Source organism: Endozoicomonas sp. PH6C, assembly GCF_059322965.1.
The window spans coordinates 5,996,883-6,020,141 of sequence record NZ_CP185342.1 but is presented as its reverse complement, the minus strand read 5'-3'; the positions used below and the strand labels follow the sequence as shown (position 1 = coordinate 6,020,141).

Sequence of the window (23,259 nt, the reverse complement as noted above, 5' to 3'; positions counted from 1 at the left end):
ACAATCAATCAGTTTCAATACAGTTCTTCAAAAGACATCAGGAAGGGAGATTGACCATGGATGGTGGAATAAGGGAAATAAACAAATCGGTTTTTGATAGTGGCTCTGATACTGGCGTACCATCCAAGAAACCAAAGCTGGAATTATCAGCAAATGATGTCGGGATCTGCTCTGATGTCATGGCCAAACTCAATGTATCATCACCTCAGATTCAGTCACCTGACACGGCAAGAACCGTATCCTCAACGGATTCCTCATTCTGCAAGACCCCTCATGCCTTCGATTTTCGTTTTGTCACCAATGATGATGACGTTCGTCAGCTTTTAGTGGCCCAGACCTGCGATGAACATCGGGATGTCACCCTTATTTCCCATCCCGATGACCTCTCACAGGCTAACCTGGTGAGCCGTTTGAGCATTTCCGAAGAGGGTCGCCACACCCTTTATCCGGGCAAACTCTTTGAAGGTTCGCAGCCACTCACCCTGGTGATCGATATCCGAAAGCTCACCAGCGAGGATCTGCCCAAATTTAACGACCTGCTGGACCCGGATAACCCCTGTCTGTACGACAAAGTCAGCAAGGAGAAGCGCCCCCTGGGCGAGCATGTTGCTCTGCTGGTGCTGGCAGACCCTGAACAGTTGAGACCGGTTGGCAGGCTTGAGGATATACCGGGGGCCGGTGCCCCGGGGGCTGACTTCTGGCGGCGAATTAATCGACCGGACAATACCTGGCAGTTGGACGCAAAAACCGGCAATGATCCATCGATGGAGATCGACGAGGTTCCAAAGCTACTGGCTGAACTCCCCTCTGCCGAAACTGCCATGGACGACAATACCCTTCTAATTAACTGCCACTTGCACAGTCACTGGCGACAGTTGCTGCTGGGTGGCCCCGGTGTGGATAAACAGGGACGAATCCGGCATATCCCCGGCAGGCTTGAGTCATTGAGGAGCGGACAGCGGGTGATTCTGAAAGGAGCTGACTGGGAAGATCTCGCCTTTGAACAGACCATTCGACAGATGCTGGCGCACCAGTGCTTTGAGAGTAATGGGAAGATCTGTCCATTACCCGACGATGTTCAGTTTTATCAGATGCCGGTTGGGGATGACGAGCTTTATTCACTGTTCCAAAGCCTGTCACACTCTCATGAAAAAAAATGTGACAAAAACTGTGAAAAAGAATTTGATAAAAAGCACGTACCTCAAAACCCGATCATCATTAATTGGAATAATATCAGGGACTGGCTGAGCCCCATTGCCATTCACCCGGAAGGCATTGCAGTCCCCAATACCAGCCTGCTGGAACAGGTTCGGGCCGGTGGTACAGTCACCGTCACCTCTCCCCTGACTGAGGCTCTCTGGTTTCATTTGCTGGGTTCATTAAAGACGATTCGCGAAACAACCGGCGTAGAGCCGCTGCTTCAGGTGGCTCATTCAAAACATCAGCCGAAAGCTCTGGGATTGGCAGAAGATGATAAGCAGCCTCTGTCTAACCTGCAGGAAAAAATGAGGGCTCGTTCTGCCTTTAATACCTTTACCTATCAGCAAGCTGCCCAGGCCAGCCATTGGCTCAATAATCATCCGGGAACCCCTCTGGTGATCCGGGTCAATGAACAGACCAGTTTCAGCCAGCTATTTGATAATATCCATATCACCTCGGAACAAAAGGCATATTTCGGACGCCGTCAGAGTAAATTGCAGGAGGCATTGACCGCTGGCAAGCCGGTGGTATTGCGGGGGCTGGAAACTAATCCAATTCTTCAGCAGCTTCTGGAGCCTCTGGTTGTTGGCCAACCTCTGCTGGTCAATGGGCAGTTACAGGCCTATCCACAAGCTCATGTCACAATGCTCTGGCCTGAGTCTGTAAAAAGCCCATCGTCAATATTTCGTTCGATGGTTGCCAAGGGTAAGCCCTGTCCTGAGGTGGATCTCTGGGAGATCAATGCCGTCAAACATAAAATCTCCCGGGCTGAACTGCCAGAACAGGCGCTTTATAAACTTTACCAGGCGTTTGAAACCGTACCTGCTCACCTTTGTAACCCGCTACCAGAAATGACCGAAGGGTTGTTGCAAAACCTGATACTGGCCGCCCGGCGGGCACAGCAGGTTGACCAGTCCTTAAAGCTTTTACCCCGCCACTGGCGTAAGGCCATCGATAGCGTTATCACCCATGGCACCCGGCAGAACCCATCAGTACGGGATTTTATGAAAGTGGCCTGTTGGCACTTGTTACCGGATAAGACGCCAGATGAGGATCAAACGGCTTCGGTGGACCCGGATCGTTTAAACGCCATCATCAACAGTTCCCGGCGGTTGGATAGAAAGTTTGTCAGGCAGAACCTGTGGCAACTGGCCAGAGCCTTTGATCAGGCAGTATTTAAAGGCATCGAATTACAACTGGTCTATGAATATCCATTTCCAGCATGGGGCGAAGAAAACGTTCTCGACAGGCTCTGTGCCATGATCGTAGCCCATGCACATGAAGAAAAACGGGAGGCTATAGCGTATCAGTTGGCAGCCGATCCGACGGCAACAAAGCCCTGGCAATCCTTAGCCATCAGGCCATCAAGACAGATTAAACGTTTGCAAGATGCACTGGCTTCTGGCTGGCAGTTATTTTCGCTACCAGAGCAGACCGCCCGATCCGATGCCATTCACGCCCTGGCCACCGATTGTTTTCACATTGCCAGAAGAGAATATGTTACAGAAAATTCTGACTCAGAACGCATTGAACGCATAGAAAATCGACTGTCTGAATCAATGAAATCTCAGGGTTCCGCTGATCAGTCTCTGTCAGCACTGGCCCATGATCTTTATCATGGCAAGATGGGTCAGGAGGATCGTGAAAGCCGTCGATTATCCCGACTCCATGGCCGACTTAAGGACTCTCCCGTTATCTTCCTGCAGGGAGAAACCGGCACCGGGAAAAGTTACTTTTCCGCCAAAATGGCGAAAGCTTCAGGACAGGCTGCGGTGATTTCTCTTGGACCTTCCGACAGCGAACAGACCCTGATGAAACGCTGGCAGTGGCAACAACACGCCGATGGCGACCGCTCTATGGTGCAGCAAAACCGGGCGTTGATGGAATGGGCCAGTACCGAATCCGACAAAGACACTGAATACATTACTCTGGTTCTGGATGAAGCCAACCTTGCCAAAACCGGATTACTGGCATCATTGAACGGCTTATGGGAACCGCAACCCTGCATCTATGTGAATGGTCATCCTGTCAATGTCAGCCCAAAACACCGGGTGATTCTCACCGGTAACCCCGATCATTACGCCGGGCGCCAAATGGACCCGGCCCTGAAAGAGAAACTGCCCAGAGCCTACTACCCACGTCTGGACCAGACTTTCCTTCGAGACAGGGTGGTGGAACCGGCTCTGGTCAGGCATTTACAAGAGCATCTGCCGGAGCAGCAAATAAACGACATTGCACAAACTGCCACTAAAAGTGTGATGGCGCTCTGGCAATATTACCAGGAACTCTTGCCCGACCATGAGTTTACCCCGAGGGATTTAACCGATATCTGCAGTTGGGTGGGCTGGTATCTGGATCGTGCCCTGCCCGCTCGCGGCAGTGTGACCTGTGAGCAAATAAACAGTTTGATCCAACACAGTTTTCGGGATGTACTGGGGCCGGAAATCACCGAAACTCATCAGGATGCCCTGTCAGCGTTGGAAATCTGGTTTGCTGCCCGTTACCAAACGAACAATACCCTGAGCAACAAAGTTCATGACCACACCCTGCAAGATATGCAGCAAACCTTCAGTACAGTCAGCAGAGAAATCCGACCAGACTTTGATACCTCCGGATCGGCAGTCTGTGAGCTGGTGCAATGGCTTGGACAGGATTTAAGCCGCTGTCAGCAGGCTTATCACCTCAACAGAAAACACGACGGACGTCAGGCGACACTGATTGAAGGCCCGGCGGGACGGGGCAAGGATGCCACGCTCAACCTGGTGATTGAAAGTGTCAGACAGGAGGCCAGGCGACAGAGAGAGTCCATGCCGGAAGTCTTTTACCTGAATGCCTGCGATTGTTCCTGGGACAAAGTGTGTGAAAAGATCCAGAAGGCCAAAATTGAAGGCGGCATCGTGGTGATTTCGGAAATGAATCTGATCGACAGCCAGCATCTGGAAGGTGAGTTAAACGATATTCTGGCCGGTGACGCCCATCCGGGTTTTCACCTGTTTGCCACCATCAACCCGCCTGAGTACAGCGGGCGAAAACCCTTATCACCGGCGCTGAAAGGACGTTTCAGACATTTGCCGATCCGGCAGTATAACCCGGAAGAATTGCAGACCATTGCCGAAAAAGTGTTGCCACAAGACCCGCAGGGAAAAATCGCAGCTAAATGGTTGACTGAGAAACATTGTCGTTTAAGAGCTTACCTGCAACGGAGAAAACTCCCGTTGCAGCCAAGCAGTCTTGATCTACAGAATGTCGCCAGAGCGGTTAACAGAGGGGGTGATTTTAGCGATAAAACACTCCATCAATACCTCAATCAGCACTACCGGCTTTATCTGATGGCCGCCAACATCTCTCTGGAGGAACTGCCAAAATCATCGGCTCCTGCCATAAGTAAAGGATCGCTTGATCCTGAGCTGAGCGAATGGTTCCACCAAACGGTATCAGGCGTTGATCGTCCGTGGTTGATACGACAAAGTGACCGCAACAGCATTAATGAAAAGCGCCATGAAATTCGTGTTAATACCCTTCTGGATAAAGAGGACGCAAAAACAGAACTTATCAAGAGGGTGGCCCAGAACAGGTGGCAGGCATCCGGTCTTTCCCTGAAGCCGCGTGAGTCGGACGATATTTTCATACAGGCACTTTACAGACACTGGCAGCAATGCTGGTTCGCTTGTGAGTTTGACCTTACGAACGTGGACGTTAATAGCGTATTTCCCCTGACGAAAGAGCAGGCACAAACGCTGAAAATGCCGACTTACCAGCCTCATTTTCAGGAGGCCGATAAGCAGATACAGTCATGGAAGGCCCATGACGTTCAATGCTGGCACGCATTTTGGCATCAGATCAGTGATCTGCCGAACCGTTGGGTAAACGATTTTATTAACAAAGCATCCGCTATTAGCGCTGACGACGCTCCTGAACCATACGACCCGGAAGTCGAGGAACAAAAAGCCCCGGCATTGGACCGAAGCACGAACTATGAGGATAAGGAGATAACAAAGGTTGAATCTTGTAAAATTTTTGATTCGCACCATCCCCCTAAGATGTATCGCTGGGAGGCATGGGATATTCGTGTCACTGCCAGGGGTGAAATCAAAAAGATCAATCTTGATGATAAGTACCTTCTGGGAGTCGAAACCCTCACACCTGGGCGGTTACCAGGGAATGACAGGAAAGTGACATTAACCAGAAATCAAACGCTGGCAACCCTTGAGATATCACCAAAGAACGGTCAATGTCCATTGCCCAGCCTGACGGCCAGTGACTCTATCGTGGCCCTGCATATAGAACCCTGTTTACCATTTAAACTGATCAGGGACCACTATACCGGGCTTCATACCCTGTTTATTCCTCTGGCCGCAGTCGGCCAGAGTTTTCAATGTACTTATGTCGTAGAATCCGCAAAGCCGAGCGGTAAAACGGGTGCTAAAAAAGCCCTTTTTGACGTCCAGTGTTCAGAAGGCATGAAGTCTGTACTGAAGGAACTGTTTGATAACATCGACGAACAACCCGCCAAAATACAGGCACCGTTGCACAAAATAATAGGCGCTGAAAACATCAGGCAACGAATTAGCGCAATCATGGAATACTGCAAAAAGTTCTCCGGTGCAGCTAAACCAGAAGAGAGTGAAAATTTCTTTCGATTCCTGGTAACAAAGCGGCAAGGTAGCTGTCGTCATCGTGCGCCTGTTTTTGTTGCTTTTTGTCGCTATTTCGGGATTCCCAGTCGGCAAATAGAGAGCCTCACGCACGTCTTTGCCGAGTATTCCGTGGATGGAGGCCAATCCTGGGAGTCAGTGGATTTGGGCGGGGCGCCCGTGGAGGCAACAGTAATTATACCTCGCTACAGGAAGCTCAATGATTGGAGCATTAAATCAGAGAAGCTTAAGGATCTCCTGAAAGGTGCTGATTTAGCCCAACAGCAAGCTCTGGCCAGGGCCCTTGAGATGAACCTTGAGGAACTGAAAAAAGCCCTTGAGACAAATCGTGCCTTACCGCAAGCCAATCTGACTGTTTCCGAAATGGTAAGTAAACTTTTTAAGCAAAAAGATTTAGCCGGTTTTTCCATGGGCGTCTTAATGGTGGAGTCGGTGGAGACAGAAGAATTAGCTGCTGCCGAGAAGGCATTGGCCCTTTCCGGGTCTGAAAACTTATTTGTCACAAGTCCGATGTGGGGAGCAGTAAAAGAAATATTGTCCAACAATGATGGAGATCAGGTCACAGAATCACTCAAATCATTACACTCAAAAATGATTGTTCAGAGCGGAGTGAGCCCACACCGATGGCTGAGATCAATAATGAATATATTGAATACCAACTTAACCGGACCTTCGGTTATTCGCTTTGCCCGTGAAGCCATGGTATCGGGTTGGCTGGACCCACTGCCGAACGATAAGAATTATCCTCAGCTGGATTATCAACTTCACTGGCTATTGGCGCGTCTGAAAGGCATCGATGAACTGAAAGTTGAAGCCGCCCATTGCCTGAAAAGGTGGTATCAGGCGTTCTTGTCCAGGGAAAAAAACAGCCAGTCATGGCAATTGTTTTATAAAAGCTTACAAGAGAAAAGAAGTGATACCGCTACCCTTTTCATCACTCACGGTCATGAAGGGTTTTCGTCATTCCTTGAAGGTAAAATTGCCAACTCCTCTTTAGAGACGCACTGGACGAATGAACCTGAGGGCATTCCGAATATAGAACGAATGCTGGTACACAACCCTGCATTTGCGCAGTTCATTTCCGGCAAGGCAAACCATCGTCCGGTGATTATCATAGGAAAACCTGAGTGGTACAACAACGTGATCCATTACAAGGTCGAAGCTCTTCTTAAACAAAAAGTTAATAAACGCCCGGACTTGCAGCCGCTAGAGAAGAAAACACCCGTGGATAATTTAAACAAGTGCAGGCAAGCGATTCAGCAGGCCTTCAGTCATTATCTGTATGAATTAACGCACTCGAAAGGCGGTAGTTTAACGTATTGCTGGATCAATGCTTTCAAATGGGGGACCCTGGACAGAGGCAACCATGGCGCTCACGATCCCTCTTCACCGGGAGAGCTCCACACCATGATGTCAGAAATAGATGCCAATTCCCTCATACATGAATGTATTGAGGTTACCTACCTGAAGCAGGCATTCAACGCCACTAACGCTCTGATACTCCAATCCAATGAGCTGACAAAAATTGCCGAAGAGTTTTTAAACAGCGTGAATTTAAATTCGCTCTGTGACGCATTTGATATCTGAATGATTCCCGGCTTCACTCCCGTCATCCCCCGCTTCACTCTCGTCGTTCCCGCAAAGGCTGGACAACCCTACAGAGGGGTAACCGTTAAAATGGAACTTTAAACCCATCCCAAGGTCAAACAATTAAGTAATTTCAATACAGTCTTCCAAGGGACATCAGGAAAGGAGTTTGACTATGGATGGTCGGATCAGGGAAATAAACAAATCGGTTCTTGATAGTGGTGCGTCTGACGCTATCGTACCAGCCAAAAAACCAAGGCTGGAATTACCAGAAAATGATGTCGAGATCTGCTCCGATGTCATTGCCAAACTCAATGTATCGTCACCCCGGATTAAGTCACCTGACCGGGCGAGGACCGTTTCCGCAACGGATTCCTCACTCCACAAAAACCCTCATGCCTTCGATTTCCGTTTTGTCACCCGTGATAATGAGGTTCGTCAGATTTTAGTTGCCCAGACCTGCGATGAACGTCGGGATGTCACCCTTATTTCCCATCCCGATGAACTCTCACAGGCTAACCTGGTGAGCCGGCTGAGTATTTCCGAAGGGGGTCGCCACACCCTTTATCCGGGCAAACTGTTTGAAGGTTCACAGCCATTGACCCTGGTGATCGATATCCGAAATCTCACCAGCGAGGATCTGCCCAGATTTAACGACCTGCTGGACCCGGATAATCCCTGTCTGTACGACAAAGTCAGCCAGGAGAAGCGGCCTCTGGGCAAGCATGTTGCTCTGCTGGTGCTGGCAGACCCTGAACAGTTGAGATCGGTTGGCAGCCCTGACGACGCATCGGCGGTCGGCGTACCGGGGGCTGACTTCTGGCGGCGAATTAATCGCCCGGACAATACCTGGCAGTTCGACGCAAAAACCGTCGATGACCCATCAATGGAAATCGACGAAGTTCCTCCGCTACTGGCTGAACTCCCTTATGCCGAAAGCGCAATGGACGACGACAATACCCTTCTTATTGACTGTCATTTGCACAACAACTGGCGGCAGTTGCTGCTGGGCGGCCCCGGCGTGAATAAACAGGGACGCATACAGCATATCCCCGGCAGGCTTGAGTCATTAAGAAGCGGACAACGGGTGATTCTGAAAGGGGCCGACTGGCAAGATCTGGCCTTTGAACAGACAATACGACAGATGTTGGCGCAACAGTGCTTTGAGAGCAATGGCAAGATCTGTCAGTTACCGGACGCTGTTCAGTTTTATCAGATGCCGGTAGGGAATGACGAGCTTCATTCACTGTTTCAAAGCCTGTCCCACCCTCGTGAACAAGAGGGTGTCACAAAATCTGATAAAGAACAGGCACCTGGCAACCCGATCATCATTAACCAAAGTAATATTGCCCAATGGCTGAGCCCGATTGCCATCGCCCCGGAAGGCCATGCAGTACCCAATACCTCCCTGCTGGAACAGGTTCGGGCCGGTGGTGCCGTCACCGTGACGTCTCCCCTTACTGAGGCTCTCTGGTTTCGTTTGCTGGGTTCATTGCAGACGATTCGCGAGACCACCGGCCTGGAGCCCCGACTTCAGGTAGCTCATTCAAGACAGCAGCCGAAAGCCTTGGGATTGGCAGAAAACGATGAAGACTCTCTGGCCAGTAAATGTCACCTGGAGGAAAAAATCAGGGCTCAAACTGACATTAATACCCTCATTTATCAGCAACCTGACGAGGCAAATTATTGGGTTTATCGTTACCGGAACACACGTCTGGTCATTCAGGTCAATGAACAGACCCGCTTCAGCCAGCTATTTGATAATATCCATATCGCCTCGGAACAAAAGGCGCATTTTGGACGATGTCAGAGTGACTTTCAGAAGGCATTGATTTCTGGCAGGCCGGTGGTATTCCGGGGGCTGGAAACGAATCCAACCCTTCAGCAACTTCTGGAACCTCTGTTTGCCGGGCAACCTCTGCTGGTGAATGGCCAATTACAGGCCTACCCGAAAGCCCGTATGAAAATACTCTGGCCTGAGTCTGCAAAAAGCCCATCTTCAGTATTTCATTCGATGATTGCCACCGGTGAGACCTGTCCTGAAGTCGGTCTCTGGGGTATCAGTACCGTCAGGCATAATATCTCCTGGGCTGATCGGCCAGAACAGGCGCTTCATAAACTTTACGAAGCGTTTAAAACCGTACCTGCCGACCTTTGTAACCCGCTACCAGAAATGACGGCAGGGTTGATGAACAACCTGATAGTGGCTGCCCGGCGGGCACAGCAGGTTGACCACTCCCCTCAGCTCCTGCCCTGCCACTGGCGCAACGCCATCAATAGTGTCATCACCCATGGCACCCGGCAGAATCCTTCAGTACGGGATTTTATGAAAGTGGCCTGTTGGCACTTGTTTCCGGATAAGACGCCGGATGAGAATCAAGTCGCCTCGGTAGACCCCGATCGGTTAAATGCCATTATTAATAGTGCCTTGCCGTTGGATAGAGCGTTTGTGGAACAAAACCTGTGGTCACTGGCCAGAGCCTTTGACCCGGCAGTATTTAAAGGTACCGAATTACAGCTGTCCTATAAAAGTCCGTTTCAAGGATGGGTTGAAGAAAAAGCTCTGGACAAGCTCTGTGCCATAATCATGGCCCATGCACCTGAAGAACATCGAGAGGCAATAGCCTATCAGTTGGAAATCGATCCGGCAGCAGCAACGCCCTGTTTGGCCATCCGCCCAACGGCACAGATTAAGCGTTTGCACGCGGCACTGGCTTCTGACTGGCAGTTAACTCTGCCATTGGGGCAAACCCGATCCGATGCCATCCTCGCCCTTGCCAGCGATTGTTTTCGCATGGCCAGACCAGCGAATTCTGAGGCAGAAGGCATTGAACGCATAAAACATCGACTGTCTGAATCACTGGCATGGCAGAGCTCCGCTGATATGCCTTTGTCAGCACTGGCCCGGGATCTTTATCACGGCGAGATAAGTCAGAACGATCGTGAAAGTCGTCGCTTATCCCGACTCCATGACCGGTTTGCGGACTCTCCCGTTATCTTCCTCCAGGGAGAAACCGGCACTGGGAAAAGTTACTTTTCCGCCAAAATGGCGAAGGCTTCAGGACAGGCTGCGGTCATTTCTCTTGGACCATCTGACAGCGAACAAACCCTGATGAAACGCTGGCAGTGGCAACAACACGCCGATGGCGACCGCTCTATGTTTCAGCAAAACCGGGCGTTGATGAAATGGGCCAACACTCCATCCGACGAGGATGGACACTATGTCACTCTGGTTCTGGATGAGGCCAACCTGGCCAAAACCGGATTACTGGCATCATTAAACGGCTTGTGGGAACCAGAACCCTGCATTTACGTGAATGGTCATCCTGTCAAGGTCGGCCCAAAACACCGGGTGATTCTCACCGGTAACCCGGATCATTACGCCGGGCGCCGAATGGACCCGGCCCTGAAAGAGAAACTGCCCAGAGCTTACTACCCCCGCCTGGATCAGGCATTCCTTCGGGACAGGGTAGTGGAACCCGCTCTGGCCAATCATTTACAACGGCATCTGCTGGAGCAGCAAATAAACGACATTGCACACAGTGCCAGCAAAAGTGTGATGGCACTCTGGCAATATTATCAGGAACTCTTGCCCGACCATGAGTTTACCCCCAGAGATTTAACCGATATCTGCAGTTGGGTGGGTTGGTATCTGGATCGTGCTCAGCCCGCACGCGGCAGTGTGACCTGTGCGCAAATAAACAGTTTGATCCAACATAGTTTTCGGGACCTACTGGGGCCGGAAATCACTGAAACTCATCAGGATGCCCTGTCGGCACTGGAAATCTGGTTTGCTGCCCGTTACCAACCGGAGAACACCCTGAGCGACAGAGTTCGTTACAAGACCCTGTCAGATATTCAGCAGACATTCGGAACAGTCAGCGAAAAAATCCGACCAGACTTTGATACCTCCGGATCGGCAGTCCGTGAACTGGCGCAACAGCTTGGGCAGGATTTAAGCCGCTGCCAGCAGGCTAATCATCACGACAAAAAACACGGCGGCCGTCAGGCAACACTGATTGAAGGACCGGCTGGAAGGGGCAAGGATGCGACGCTGAACCTGTTGATTGAGACTGTCAGAGAGGAGGCTAAACGACGGTGTGAGTCCATGCCGGAAGTCTATTACCTGAATGCCTGTGATTGTTCCTGGGACAAACTGTGCGAAAAGATACAGACGGCAAAAATTAAAGGCGGCATCGTGGTGATTTCAGAAATGAATCTGATCGACAGCCAACATCTGGAAGGAGAGTTAAACGATATTCTGGCCGGTGACGCCCATTCCGGCTTCCACCTGTTCGCCACCATCAATCCACCTGAGTACAGCGGGCGAAAACCCTTATCACCGGCGCTGAAAGGGCGTTTTCGACATTTGCCGATCCGGCAGTACAACCTGACAGAATTACAGACCATTGCCGAAAAAGTGTTGCCACAGTCCTCACAAGGGACATTCGTCGCTAAAAAGCTGACAGAAAAACATTGTCTTTTAAGGGCTCACCTGCAAGGCAAAAAGCTGCCGTTGCAGCCCACCAGCCTCGATTTACAGAATGTTGCCAGGGCTATCAACCGAGGTGGCGACTTTAGCGAACAAGCACTTCATCAATGCCTCAATCAGTACTACCGGCTTTACCTGATGGCCGCCAATATCTCGCTGGAGGAACTGCCAGAATCATCGGTTCCTGTCATGGGTAAAGGAGCGCTTGAAACTGAGCTGAGTCAATGGTTCTACGAAACGGTATCGAGCATTGATCGTCCGTGGTTGATACGTCAAAGTGATCACAACAGCATTAATGAAAAACGCCATGAAATTCGTGTCAATACCCTTCTGGATAAAGAGGAAGCCAAAACAGAAGTTATCAAGAGGCTGGCCCAGGCCAGATGGAAGGCATCCGGCCTTCCCCTGAACCCGGATCAGTCCGACGATGTTCTCACCCGGGCACTTTACCGACACTGGCAGCAAAGCTGGTTTGTTCATGAGTTTGACCAGACTGGCATTGACGCCAATAGCGTATTTCCCCTGACGGAAGAAGAGGAACAAACGCTGAAAGCACCCGCTTCCCAGCCTTATCTTCAGGAGGCTGATCAGCGCATAAGCAAATGGAAATCCGATGTCGTTCAATTGTGGCCAGCGTTTTGGAATCAGATAAGTGTTCAGCCGAACCGCAGGGTTGATTATGCTGAAGAATACCAGCCGGCAGTCCACTGGAAAGATGTTTTTACATTGAAGTGGAACACGAACTATGAGAACTGCGAGCCAAGACATCATGAAGACCATATAGTTTTTGCTACGAAGAAACTTTCTTCCACTATGTATCGCGTTTGGTTAGATGATATTAATGTGACTGCTGAGGGTGACATCGAACTGTTAGAGATCAGTGATCAACAGCTACAGAGGGTTGAAACCCTCATGCCTGCAAAGTTGCCGGAGTATGGACAGGAAGTCACATTAGCCAGCAATCAAATACTAGCGACTTTTAAATGGCCATCGAAGAATGGCGAATTTGCATTGCCCAGCCTGACGCCTAACGACCATATCGTCGCCCTGCGTATCGAATCCGATTTGGCATTTACCCTTGTCAGGGGTGGCTATACCGGGCTTCACACACTCTATATTCCGGAGGCCAGAGCCAACCAGAGTATTGAGGTGGCTTATGTCGTAGAAACCAGAGAACCGGACAAAAAATCATCGGTTAAAGAAGCCCGAAGAGAACGATCAGTAAGGTTTGACACCCGCTGTTCAGAAGGGATGAAAAAAGTACTGGACGGAGTGTTTACGGCCATTGACGAACAACCATCCGAAATACGTGAGCCATTGCGGAAAATAGCAGACGCCCATGGCACGAAACAACGCATTGAGGCAATCACTGAGTATTGCAAACAGTTTTCCGGTAAATCTAAACCAAAGCGCACAGAAAATTTCTTTCAATTCCTGGTAACACAGCGGCAAGGTGACTGTAGTCATCGTGCGGCTGTTTTTGTAGCCCTTTGTCGATATTTCGGGATTCCATGTCGGAAAGTTAGAAACTATATTCACAGCTTTGCCGAGTATTCCCTGGATAAAGGCCGAACCTGGGAGTCGGTGTCTTTGGGCGGGTCAAAATCAAAGAAAACAGAAATCACCTACAATTTCCAGCCCATCATCCAGCTTGATGATCCCGGCACTGTTTCAAGGAAGATTAAAGGACACCTGAAAGCCCTCTTGAAAGGTGCTGATTCAACACAACAGCAAGCTCTGGCTGAGGCTTGTGTTATGAGCCCCGGGGAACTGAAAAAAAACCTTGATACGCACACTGCCTGGCCAGAAGCGAATCTGAGTTTCTCCAACATCATCAGGAACCTCTGGGAGAGAAATGATTTAACCGGTTTTCTCATGGGCGTCTCGTTGATAGAGTTGCTGGGGACAGACGCACTGAGCTATTTCGAGAAGCCATGGCGCGATAATGTGACTGACAACGAATGGCATATTTATCAATCGATGTCGGAGGCGGTCAAACAAATATTGTCCAACAGTGATGAAGATCAGGTCACTGAACCGCTCAGGTCGATCCACTCAAAAATGATTGATCGGGCCGGAGCAAACCCTCACCAGTGGCTGAGATCAATAGTGAAGATACTGGAAGACAGTGACTTAACCAAACCTTCGGTCATTAACTTCGCCCGTGAAGCCATGGAATCGGGTTGGCTGGACCCAATGCCGATCAATGAGTACATCTCTTCACTGCCCCGTGAGCTTCATCAGCTATTGGTGCGTCTGGAAGACGTCGATGAACTGAAGGTTAGAGCCGCCCATTGCCAGAAAAAGTGGTATCAGGAGTTCTTGTCCAGGGAAAAAAATAGTCAGGAATGGCAGTCGTATTATAAAACCTTACAAGGGGCAAGAAGTGGTAACTATGGCGTTTTCATCACTCAGGGCCATGATGGATGTTCGTCATTCCTTAAACGTAAAATGGCCGATTCATCTTTACAGGAAGCCTGGACGGAAGAGCCTGACGGCATTCCGAATATAGAACGAATGCTGTTGCACAATCCTGCATTTAAGCAGCTAATCTCGGGCCAGGCGAACCACCGTCCGGTAATTGTCATGGGGAAACCTCTCTGGAACGACACAGCAATGTATGAAAAGACCCGAGCCCTGCTTCAACATAAAATGGAGAATAGCCCGGGCTTGAAGCAGTTATCGAAAAAAATCAATCAATATGAGGCGCTCAAAAAAGAAAATAACCTCCGTGCTAAGCAATTTTTGAATGATTTGCAAAATCAGATGAACACACTTTTTCTTTCCGGTGGCCCATCAACTCCAGACGCAATAGTGAATCTGGTTGAGCAAAAACAGAATAGTCTCTTTAGAGACTACAAATCCAATGCAGAGTCCCATGAAATATCAGAGGAGGAGAAAAAACTTGTTGATAATTTAAAACACCAGTGCGAGAAAAAAATTAAGCAGGCCTTCAGTTATTTTCTGTACGAATTGACTCACTCGAAAGGGGGGTGTTTATCGTATTGTTGGGCCAATTCCTGCCTCTGGGGAGATCTTCGTCATAGAGGCAATTATGGCGCTCATGATCCCTCCTCACCAGAAGAACTGCATACCATAATGTCTCAAACGAGAAACGATCCCTTGTTTGAGAAATCCATTAAGGATGACTACTTGCGGCAGACACTCAACGTCAGTAACGCTCTGGTGCTCAGATCTGATGAGCTGACAAAAATTGCCGAAGAGTTTTTGAACAGTGTGAATTTGAATTCGATGAGTGACGCATTGGATACCTGATAACCGTTTGATCATGTTGAATTTTTTCGAGATCAATGACTTCCTTCAATGATTACGGGTAATACCAATCGTGCTTTCTAACTCCCGTGATGAGCATGGAGATTTGAACCTTAAGACAAGGCTGCGTGAGGAATCATAGCCTTAGCTATGGCGACGATCGTCAATGCTGGATTAAGGCTCAAATCTTCAGCGCAATAGGGATCTCCAAATGGAACTTTAAACCCATCCCAAGGTCAAATAATTAAGTAATTTCAATACAGTCCTCCAAGGGACATCAGGAAAGGAGATTGACTATGGATGGTCGGATCAGGGAAATAAACAAATCGGTTCTTGATAGTGGCGCGTCTGACGCTGTTGTACCCGCCAAAAAACCAAGGCTGGAATTACCAGAAAATGATGTCGAGATCTGCTCCGATGTCATTGCCAAACTCAATGTATCGTCACCCCGGATTAAGTCACCTGACCGGGCGAGGACCGTTTCCGCAACGGATTCCTCACTCCACAAAAACCCTCATGCCTTCGATTTTCGTTTTGTCACCCGTGATAATGAGGTTCGTCAGCTTTTAGTTGCCCAGACCTGCGATGAACGTCGGGATGTCACCCTTATTTCCCATCCCGATGAACTCTCACAGGCTAACCTGGTGAGCCGACTGAGCATTTCCGAAGAGGGTCGCCACACCCTTTATCCGGGCAAACTGTTTGAAGGTTCACAGCCATTGACCCTGGTGATCGATATCCGAAATCTCACCAGCGAAGATCTGCCCAGATTTAACGACCTGCTGGACCCGGATAATCCCTGTCTGTACGACAAAGTCAGCCAGGAGAAGCGGCCTCTGGGCAAGCATGTTGCTCTGTTGGTGCTGGCAGACCCTGAACAGTTGAGATCGGTTGGCAGCCCTGACGACGCATCGGCGGCCGGCGTACCGGGGGCTGACTTCTGGCGGCGAATTAATCGCCCGGACAATACCTGGCAGTTCGACGCAAAAACCGGCAATGACCCAGCGATGGAAATCGACGAAGTTCCTCCACTACTGGCTGAACTCCCCTCAGCCGAAAGCGCAATGGACGACGACAATACCCTTCTTATTGACTGTCATTTGCACAGCAACTGGCGACAGTTGCTGCTGGGCGGCCCCGGTGTGAATAAACAGGGACGCATACAGCATATCCCAGGCAGGCTTGAGTCATTAAGAAGCGGACAACGGGTGATTCTGAAAGGGGCCGACTGGCAAGATCTGGCCTTTGAACAGACAATGCGACAGATGTTGGCGCAACAGTGCTTTGAGAGCAATGGCAAGATCTGTCAGTTACCGGACGATGTTCAGTTTTATCAGATGCCGGTAGGGAATGACGAGCTTCATTCACTGTTTCAAAGCCTGTCCCACCCTCGTGAACAAGAAGGTGTCACAAAATCTGATAAAGAACAGGCACCCGGCAACCCGATCATCATTAACCAAAGTAATATTGCCCAATGGCTGAGCCCGATTGCCATCGCCCCGGAAGGCCATGCAGTACCCAATACCTCCCTGCTGGAACAGGTTCGGGCCGGTGCTGCCGTCACCGTGACGTCTCCCCTTACTGAGGCTCTCTGGTTTCGTTTGCTGGGTTCATTGCAGACGATTCGCGAGACCACCGGCCTGGAGCCCCGACTTCAGGTAGCTCATTCAAAACAACAGCCGAAAGCCTTGAGATTGGCAGAAAACGATGAAGACTCTCTGGCCAGTAAACGTCACCTGGAGGAAAAAATCAGGGCTCAAACTGACATTAATACCCTCATTTATCAGCAACCTGACGAGGCAAATTATTGGGTTTATCGTTACTGGGAAACACGTCTGGTCATTCAGGTCAATGAACAGACCCGCTTCAGCCAGCTATTTGATAATATCCATATCGCCTCGGAACAAAAGGCGCATTTTGGACGATGTCAGAGTGACTTTCAGAAGGCATTGATTTCTGGCAGGCCGGTGGTATTCCGGGGGCTGGAAACGAATCCAACCCTTCAGCAACTTCTGGAACCTCTGTTTGCCGGGCAACCTCTGCTGGTGAATGGCCAATTACAGGCCTACCCGAAAGCCCGTATGAAAATACTCTGGCCTGAGTCTGCAAAAAGCCCATCTTCAGTATTTCATTCGATGATTGCCACCGGTGAGGCCTGTCCTGAAGTCGGTCTCTGGGGTATCAGTACCGTCAGGCATAATATCTCCTGGGCTGATCGGCCAGAACAGGCGCTTCATAAACTTTACGAAGCGTTTAAAACCGTACCTGCCGACCTTTGTAACCCGCTACCAGAAATGACGGCAGGGTTGATGAACAACCTGATAGTGGCTGCCCGGCGGGCACAGCAGGTTGACCACTCCCCTCAGCTCCTGCCCTGCCACTGGCGCAACGCCATCAATAGTGTCATCACCCATGGCACCCGGCAGAATCCTTCAGTACGGGATTTTATGAAAGTGGCTTGTTGGCACTTGTTACCTGACAGGGATCAAGCCGCCTCGGTAGACCCGGATCAGTTAGCTGCCATCATCAATAGCGCCCCGCGGTTGGATAGAACGTTTGTGAAGCAGAATCTGTGGTCACTGGCCCGAGCCTTTGATCCGGCAGTTTTTAAAGGTAGCGAATTACAACTGACCTATAAAAGTCCATTTCCAGAATGGGGTGAAAAAGAAGCTATTGACAGGCTCTGTGCCATGATCCTGGCTCACGCGCCTGAAAAACAACGAGATGCTATAGCGTATCAGTTGGCAGTTGATCCGGCGGCAACAAAGCCCTGGCAATCCTTAGCCATCGAGCCAGCAAGACAGATTAAACGTCTGCAAGATGCACTGGCTTGCGGCTGGCAGTTACCTTTGGACTCAGAGCAGACCCGATCCGATGCCATCCACGAACTGGCCAGCGATTGTTTTCACATAGCCAGAACAGCAAACTCTAAAGCAGAAGGCATTGAACGCATAGAACATCGCCTGTCTGAATCACTGAAATGGACGGGTTCCGCTGATGAGCCCCTGTCTGCACTGGCCAGGGATCTTTATTATGGCGAGATGAGTCAGGAAGATCGTGAAAGCCGTCGTTTATCCCGACTCCATGACCGGCTGACAGACTCTCCCGTTATATTCCTTGAGGGAGAAACCGGCACCGGGAAAAGTTACTTTTCCGCCAAATTGGCGAAGGCTTCGGGACAAGCTTCAGTGCTTTCCCTTGGACCTTCCGACAGCGAACAGACCCTGATGAAACGCTGGCAGTGGCGACAACACGCTGATGGCGACCGCTCTATGGTGCAGCAAAACCGGGCGTTGATGGAATGGGCCGAGACTCCGTCCAACGAGGATGGACACTATGTCACCCTGGTTCTGGATGAAGCCAACCTGGCCAAAACCGGATTACTGGCATCATTGAACGGCTTATGGGAACCGGAGCCCTGTATTTACGTGAATGGTCATCCTGTCAAGGTCGGCCCAAAACACCGGGTGATTCTCACCGGCAACCCGGATCATTACGCCGGGCGCCACATGGACCCGGCACTGAAGGAGAGACTGCCCAGAGCTTACTACCCAAAACTGGACCAGGCTTTTCTTCGCGACAGAGTGGTGGAGCCGGCTTTGCTCAAGCATTTACAACGGCATCAAATAAACGACATTGCACACAGTGCCAGCAAAAGTGTGATGGCGCTCTGGCAATATTATCAGGAACTCTTGCCCGACCATGAGTTTACCCCCAGAGATTTAACCGATATCTGCAGTTGGGTGGGTTGGTATCTGGATCGTGCTCAGCCCGCACGCGGCAGTGTGACCTGTGCGCAAATAAACAGTTTGATCCAGCAAAGTTTTCGGGATGTACTGGGTCCCGAAATCGCCGAAACTCATCAGGATGCCCTGTCAGCACTGGAAATCTGGTTTGCTGCCCGTTACGACCTGAAGAACACTCTGAGCGAAAGCGTTCGCAACAAGACCCTGTCAGATATTCAGCAGACATTCGGAACAGTCAGCGAAAAAATCCGACCAGACTTTGATACCTCCGGATCGGCAGTCCGTGAACTGGCGCAACGGCTTGGGCAGGATTTAAGCCGCTGCCAGCAGGCTAATCATCACGACAAAAAACACGGCGGCCGTCAGGCAACACTGATTGAAGGCCCGGCGGGAAGGGGCAAGGATGCGACGCTGAACCTGTTGATTGAAACTGTCAGAGAGGAGGCTAAACGACGGTGTGAGTCCATGCCGGAAGTCTATTACCTGAATGCCTGTGATTGTTCCTGGGACAAACTGTGCGAAAAGATACAGACGGCAAAAATTAAAGGCGGCATCGTGGTGATTTCAGAAATGAATCTGATCGACAGCCAACATCTGGAAGGAGAGTTAAACGATATTCTGGCCGGTGACGCCCATCCCGGCTTCCACCTGTTCGCCACCATCAATCCACCTGAGTACAGCGGGCGAAAACCCTTATCACCGGCGCTGAAAGGGCGTTTTCGACATTTGCCGATCCGGCAGTACAACCCGGCAGAATTACAGACCATTGCCGAAAAAGTGTTGCCAGAGTCCTCACAAGGGACATTCGTCGCTAAAAAGCTGACAGAAAAACATTGTCTTTTAAGGGCTCACCTGCAAGGCAAAAAGCTGCCGTTGCAGCCCACCAGCCTTGATTTACAGAATGTTGCCAGAGCTATCAACCGAGGTGGCGACCTTAGCGAAAAAGCCGTTCATCAATGCTTTAAACAGCACTACCGGCTTTACCTGATGGCCGCCAATATCTCGCTGGAGGAACTGCCAGAATCATCGGCTCCTGTCATGGCTAAAGGAGCGCTTGATCCTGAGCTGAGCGAATGGTTTTACCAAACGGTATCGGGCATTGATCGTCCTTGGTTGATACGACAAAGTGACCGCAACACCATTAATGAAAAACGCCATGAAATTCGTATTAACAGGCTTCTGGATAAAGAGGAAGCGAAAACGGAAATCATCAAGAGGGTGGCCCAGGCCAGGTGCAAGGCATCCGGCCTTCCCCTGAACCCCGATCAGTCGGACGATGTTCTCACCCGGGCACTTTACCGACACTGGCAGCAAGGCTGGTTTGTTCATGCCTTTGACCAGATTGGTATTGACGCCAATAGCGTATTTCCTCTGACGGAAGAAGAGGAACAAACGCTGAAATTACCCGCTTCCCAGCCTTATCTTCAGAAGGCTGATCAGTGGTTAAGCAAATGGAAATCCGATGTCGTTCAATTGTGGCCTGCGTTTTGGAATCAGTTGAGTGGTCAGCGTAACCATAGGGTTGACGATTCTGAAGAGTACGATCCGGCAGTCTACTGGAAACACGTTTCACCGTTGAACTGGGACACGGACTATGAAAACTGCGAGCCAAGACATCATGAAGACCATATAGTTTTTGACACGGAGAAAACTTCTTCCGATATGTATCGCTTTTGGTTAGAGGATATTAATGTGACCGCTGAGGGTGACATCGAAATGCTGGAGATCAGTGATCAACAGATGCAGAGGATTGAAACTCTCATGCCTGAAAGGTTGCCGGGACATAATCAGGAAGTGACATTAGCCAGCAATCAAACGCTGGCGACTTTTAAATGGTCATCGAAGAATGGCGAATTTGCATTGCCCAGCCTGAAGCCTGACGAACATATCGTCGCCCTGCGTATCGAAGGCGATATGGCATTTACCCTGGTCAGGGGTGGCTATACCGGACTTCACACACTGTACGTTCCGGAGGCCAGAGCCAACCAGAGAATTGAGGTGGCTTATGTCGTAGAAACCAGAGAACCGGACAAAAAATCATCGGTTAAAGAAGCCCTGAGAGAACCATCAACAAGGTTTGACACCCACTGTTCAGAAGGGATGAAAAAAGTACTGCACGGAGTGTTTACGGCCATTGACCAACAACCATCCGAAATACGTGAGCCATTGCGGAAAATAGCGAACGCCCATGACACGAAACAACGCATTAAGGCAATCAAGGAGTATTGCAAACAGTTTTCCGGTAAGGCCAGACCAGAGGAAAATGAAAATTTCTTTCGATTCCTGGTAACACAGCGGCAAGGTCGCTGTAGTCATCGTACGGCTGTTTTTGTAGCTCTTTGTCGTTATTTCGGGATTCCATGTCGGTATGTTAGAAACTACACTCACGGCTTTGCCGAGTATTCCCTGAATAAAGGCCAAACCTGGGAATCGGTGTCTCTGGGCGGGGCAAACGGGGTTACGACAAAAATCACCTATAATTTCCAGCCCACCAGGCAGGTCGAAGATCCCGGCGCTGTTTCAAGAAAGATTAAAGGACATCTGAAAGCTCTCCTGAAAGGTGCTGATTCAGCACACCAGCAAGCTCTGGCCAAGGCTTGTGTTATGAGCCTCGGGGAACTGAAAAAAAACCTTGATAACCTCAGTGCCTGGCCAGAAGCAAATCTGAGTTTCTCCAACATCATCAGGAACCTCTGGGAGAGAAATGATTTAACCGGCTTTTCCATGGGCGTCTCCTTGATAGAGCTGCTGGGGACAGACGCACTGAGCTATTTCGAGAAGCCATGGGACCTTAATGTGATTGACGACGGTTGGTATATTTATCAATCGATGTCAGAGGCGGCAAAACAGATATTATCCAACAGCGATGAAGATCAGGTCACTGAACCGCTCAGATCGCTCCACTCAAAGATGATTGATCAGGCCGGAGCAAACCCACACCAGTGGCACAGATCCATAGTGAAAATACTGGAAGACAGTGACCTAACCAAACCTTCGGTTATTCACTTTGCCCGTGAGGCCATGGAATCGGGTTGGCTGGACCCACTGCCGATCGATAAGAAGAACTTTTCGCTGCCCCGTGAGCTTCATCAGCTATTGGTGCGTCTGGAAGACGTCGATGAACTGAAGGTTAAAGCCGCCCATTGCCAGAAAAAGTGGTATCAGGCGTTCTTGTCCAGGGAAAAAAATAGTCAGGAATGGCAGTTGTATTATAAAACCTTACAAGGGGTAAGAAGTGATAACTATGACTTTTTCATCACTCAGGGTTATGATGGATGTTCGTCATTCCTTAAACGTAATATTGCCGATTCATCTTTACAGGAAGCCTGGACGGACGAACCTGAGGGCATTCCGGATATAGAACGAATGCTGTTGCACAACCCTGCATTTAAGCAGCTAATCTCGGGCCATGCGAACCACCGTCCGGTAATTGTCATCGGGAAACCTCTCTGGGACGACACAGCATTTGCTGAAAAGACCCAAGCCCTGCTCCAACATAAAATGGAGAATAGCCCGGGTTTGAAGCAGTTATCGAAAAAAATCAATCAATATGAAGCGCTCAAAAAAGAAGAAACCCAACATCGTAAGCAATTTCTGAATGATGCGCAAAATCAGATGAAGACGCTTTTTCTTTCCGGTCGCCTGTTAACTCCAGAGGCAATTACCAATCTACTTGAGCAAAAAGAGGCTGAGCTTAATAGCGAATACAAATCCATTGCAGAGTCCCATAAAATATCAGAGGAGGAGGAAAAACTTGTGGATAATTTAAAAGACAAGTGCAAGGAAGCAATTACGCAGGCCTTCAGTTATTTTCTGTACGAATTGACACACTCGAAAGGGGGTTGTTTATCGTATTGTTGGGCCAATTCCAGCTTCTGGGATATCTATTTTAGTAGAGGCAATTATGGCGCTCATGATCCCTCCTCACCCGAAGAGCTGGATACCATGATGTCTGAAACGAATCACGCTCCCTTGTTTGAGAAATCCATTAAGGATGACTACTTGCGGCAGGCACTCAACGTCAGCAACGCTCTGGTGCTCAAATCCGATGAACTGACAAAAATTGCTGAAGAGTTTTTGAACAGCGTGAACCTGAATTCGATGAGTGACGCATTGGATACATGATAACCGTTTGACCATGTTGACACCCTCCCCGACACCCTCGAAGGAGGCTGTCGCAAAAGCCCAGCAACTCGTTCCCACGCTCTGCGTGGGAATGCATATCTCCCCTGAAAAGCGCACTCTGCAGCGCGAGATGGGTGGCGATCATTGACGTCTTTCAATCGTCACGGCTGACCGTCAAAAA

At 49.8% G+C, this 23,259-nt stretch carries 3 protein-coding genes; all 3 read left to right on the top strand.

What is annotated here, in order from left to right:
* Positions 1 to 56 precede the first annotated feature (56 nt).
* Complete coding sequence (locus ACOMG9_RS21050; RefSeq protein WP_494529360.1) at positions 57 to 7,442, top strand: AAA family ATPase; 7,386 nt, start codon at positions 57 to 59, stop codon at positions 7,440 to 7,442.
* Between the two features lie 175 nt (positions 7,443 to 7,617).
* Positions 7,618 to 15,210: an AAA family ATPase gene (locus ACOMG9_RS21045; protein ID WP_448218336.1), complete on the top strand. Its 7,593-nt coding sequence runs from the start codon at positions 7,618 to 7,620 to the stop codon at positions 15,208 to 15,210.
* A gap of 293 nt (positions 15,211 to 15,503) precedes the next feature.
* Positions 15,504 to 23,078 carry an AAA family ATPase gene (locus tag ACOMG9_RS21040; RefSeq protein ID WP_448218335.1) on the top strand — a complete coding sequence of 2,525 codons (7,575 nt, stop codon included), beginning with the start codon at positions 15,504 to 15,506 and terminating at the stop codon, positions 23,076 to 23,078.
* Positions 23,079 to 23,259 lie beyond the last annotated feature (181 nt).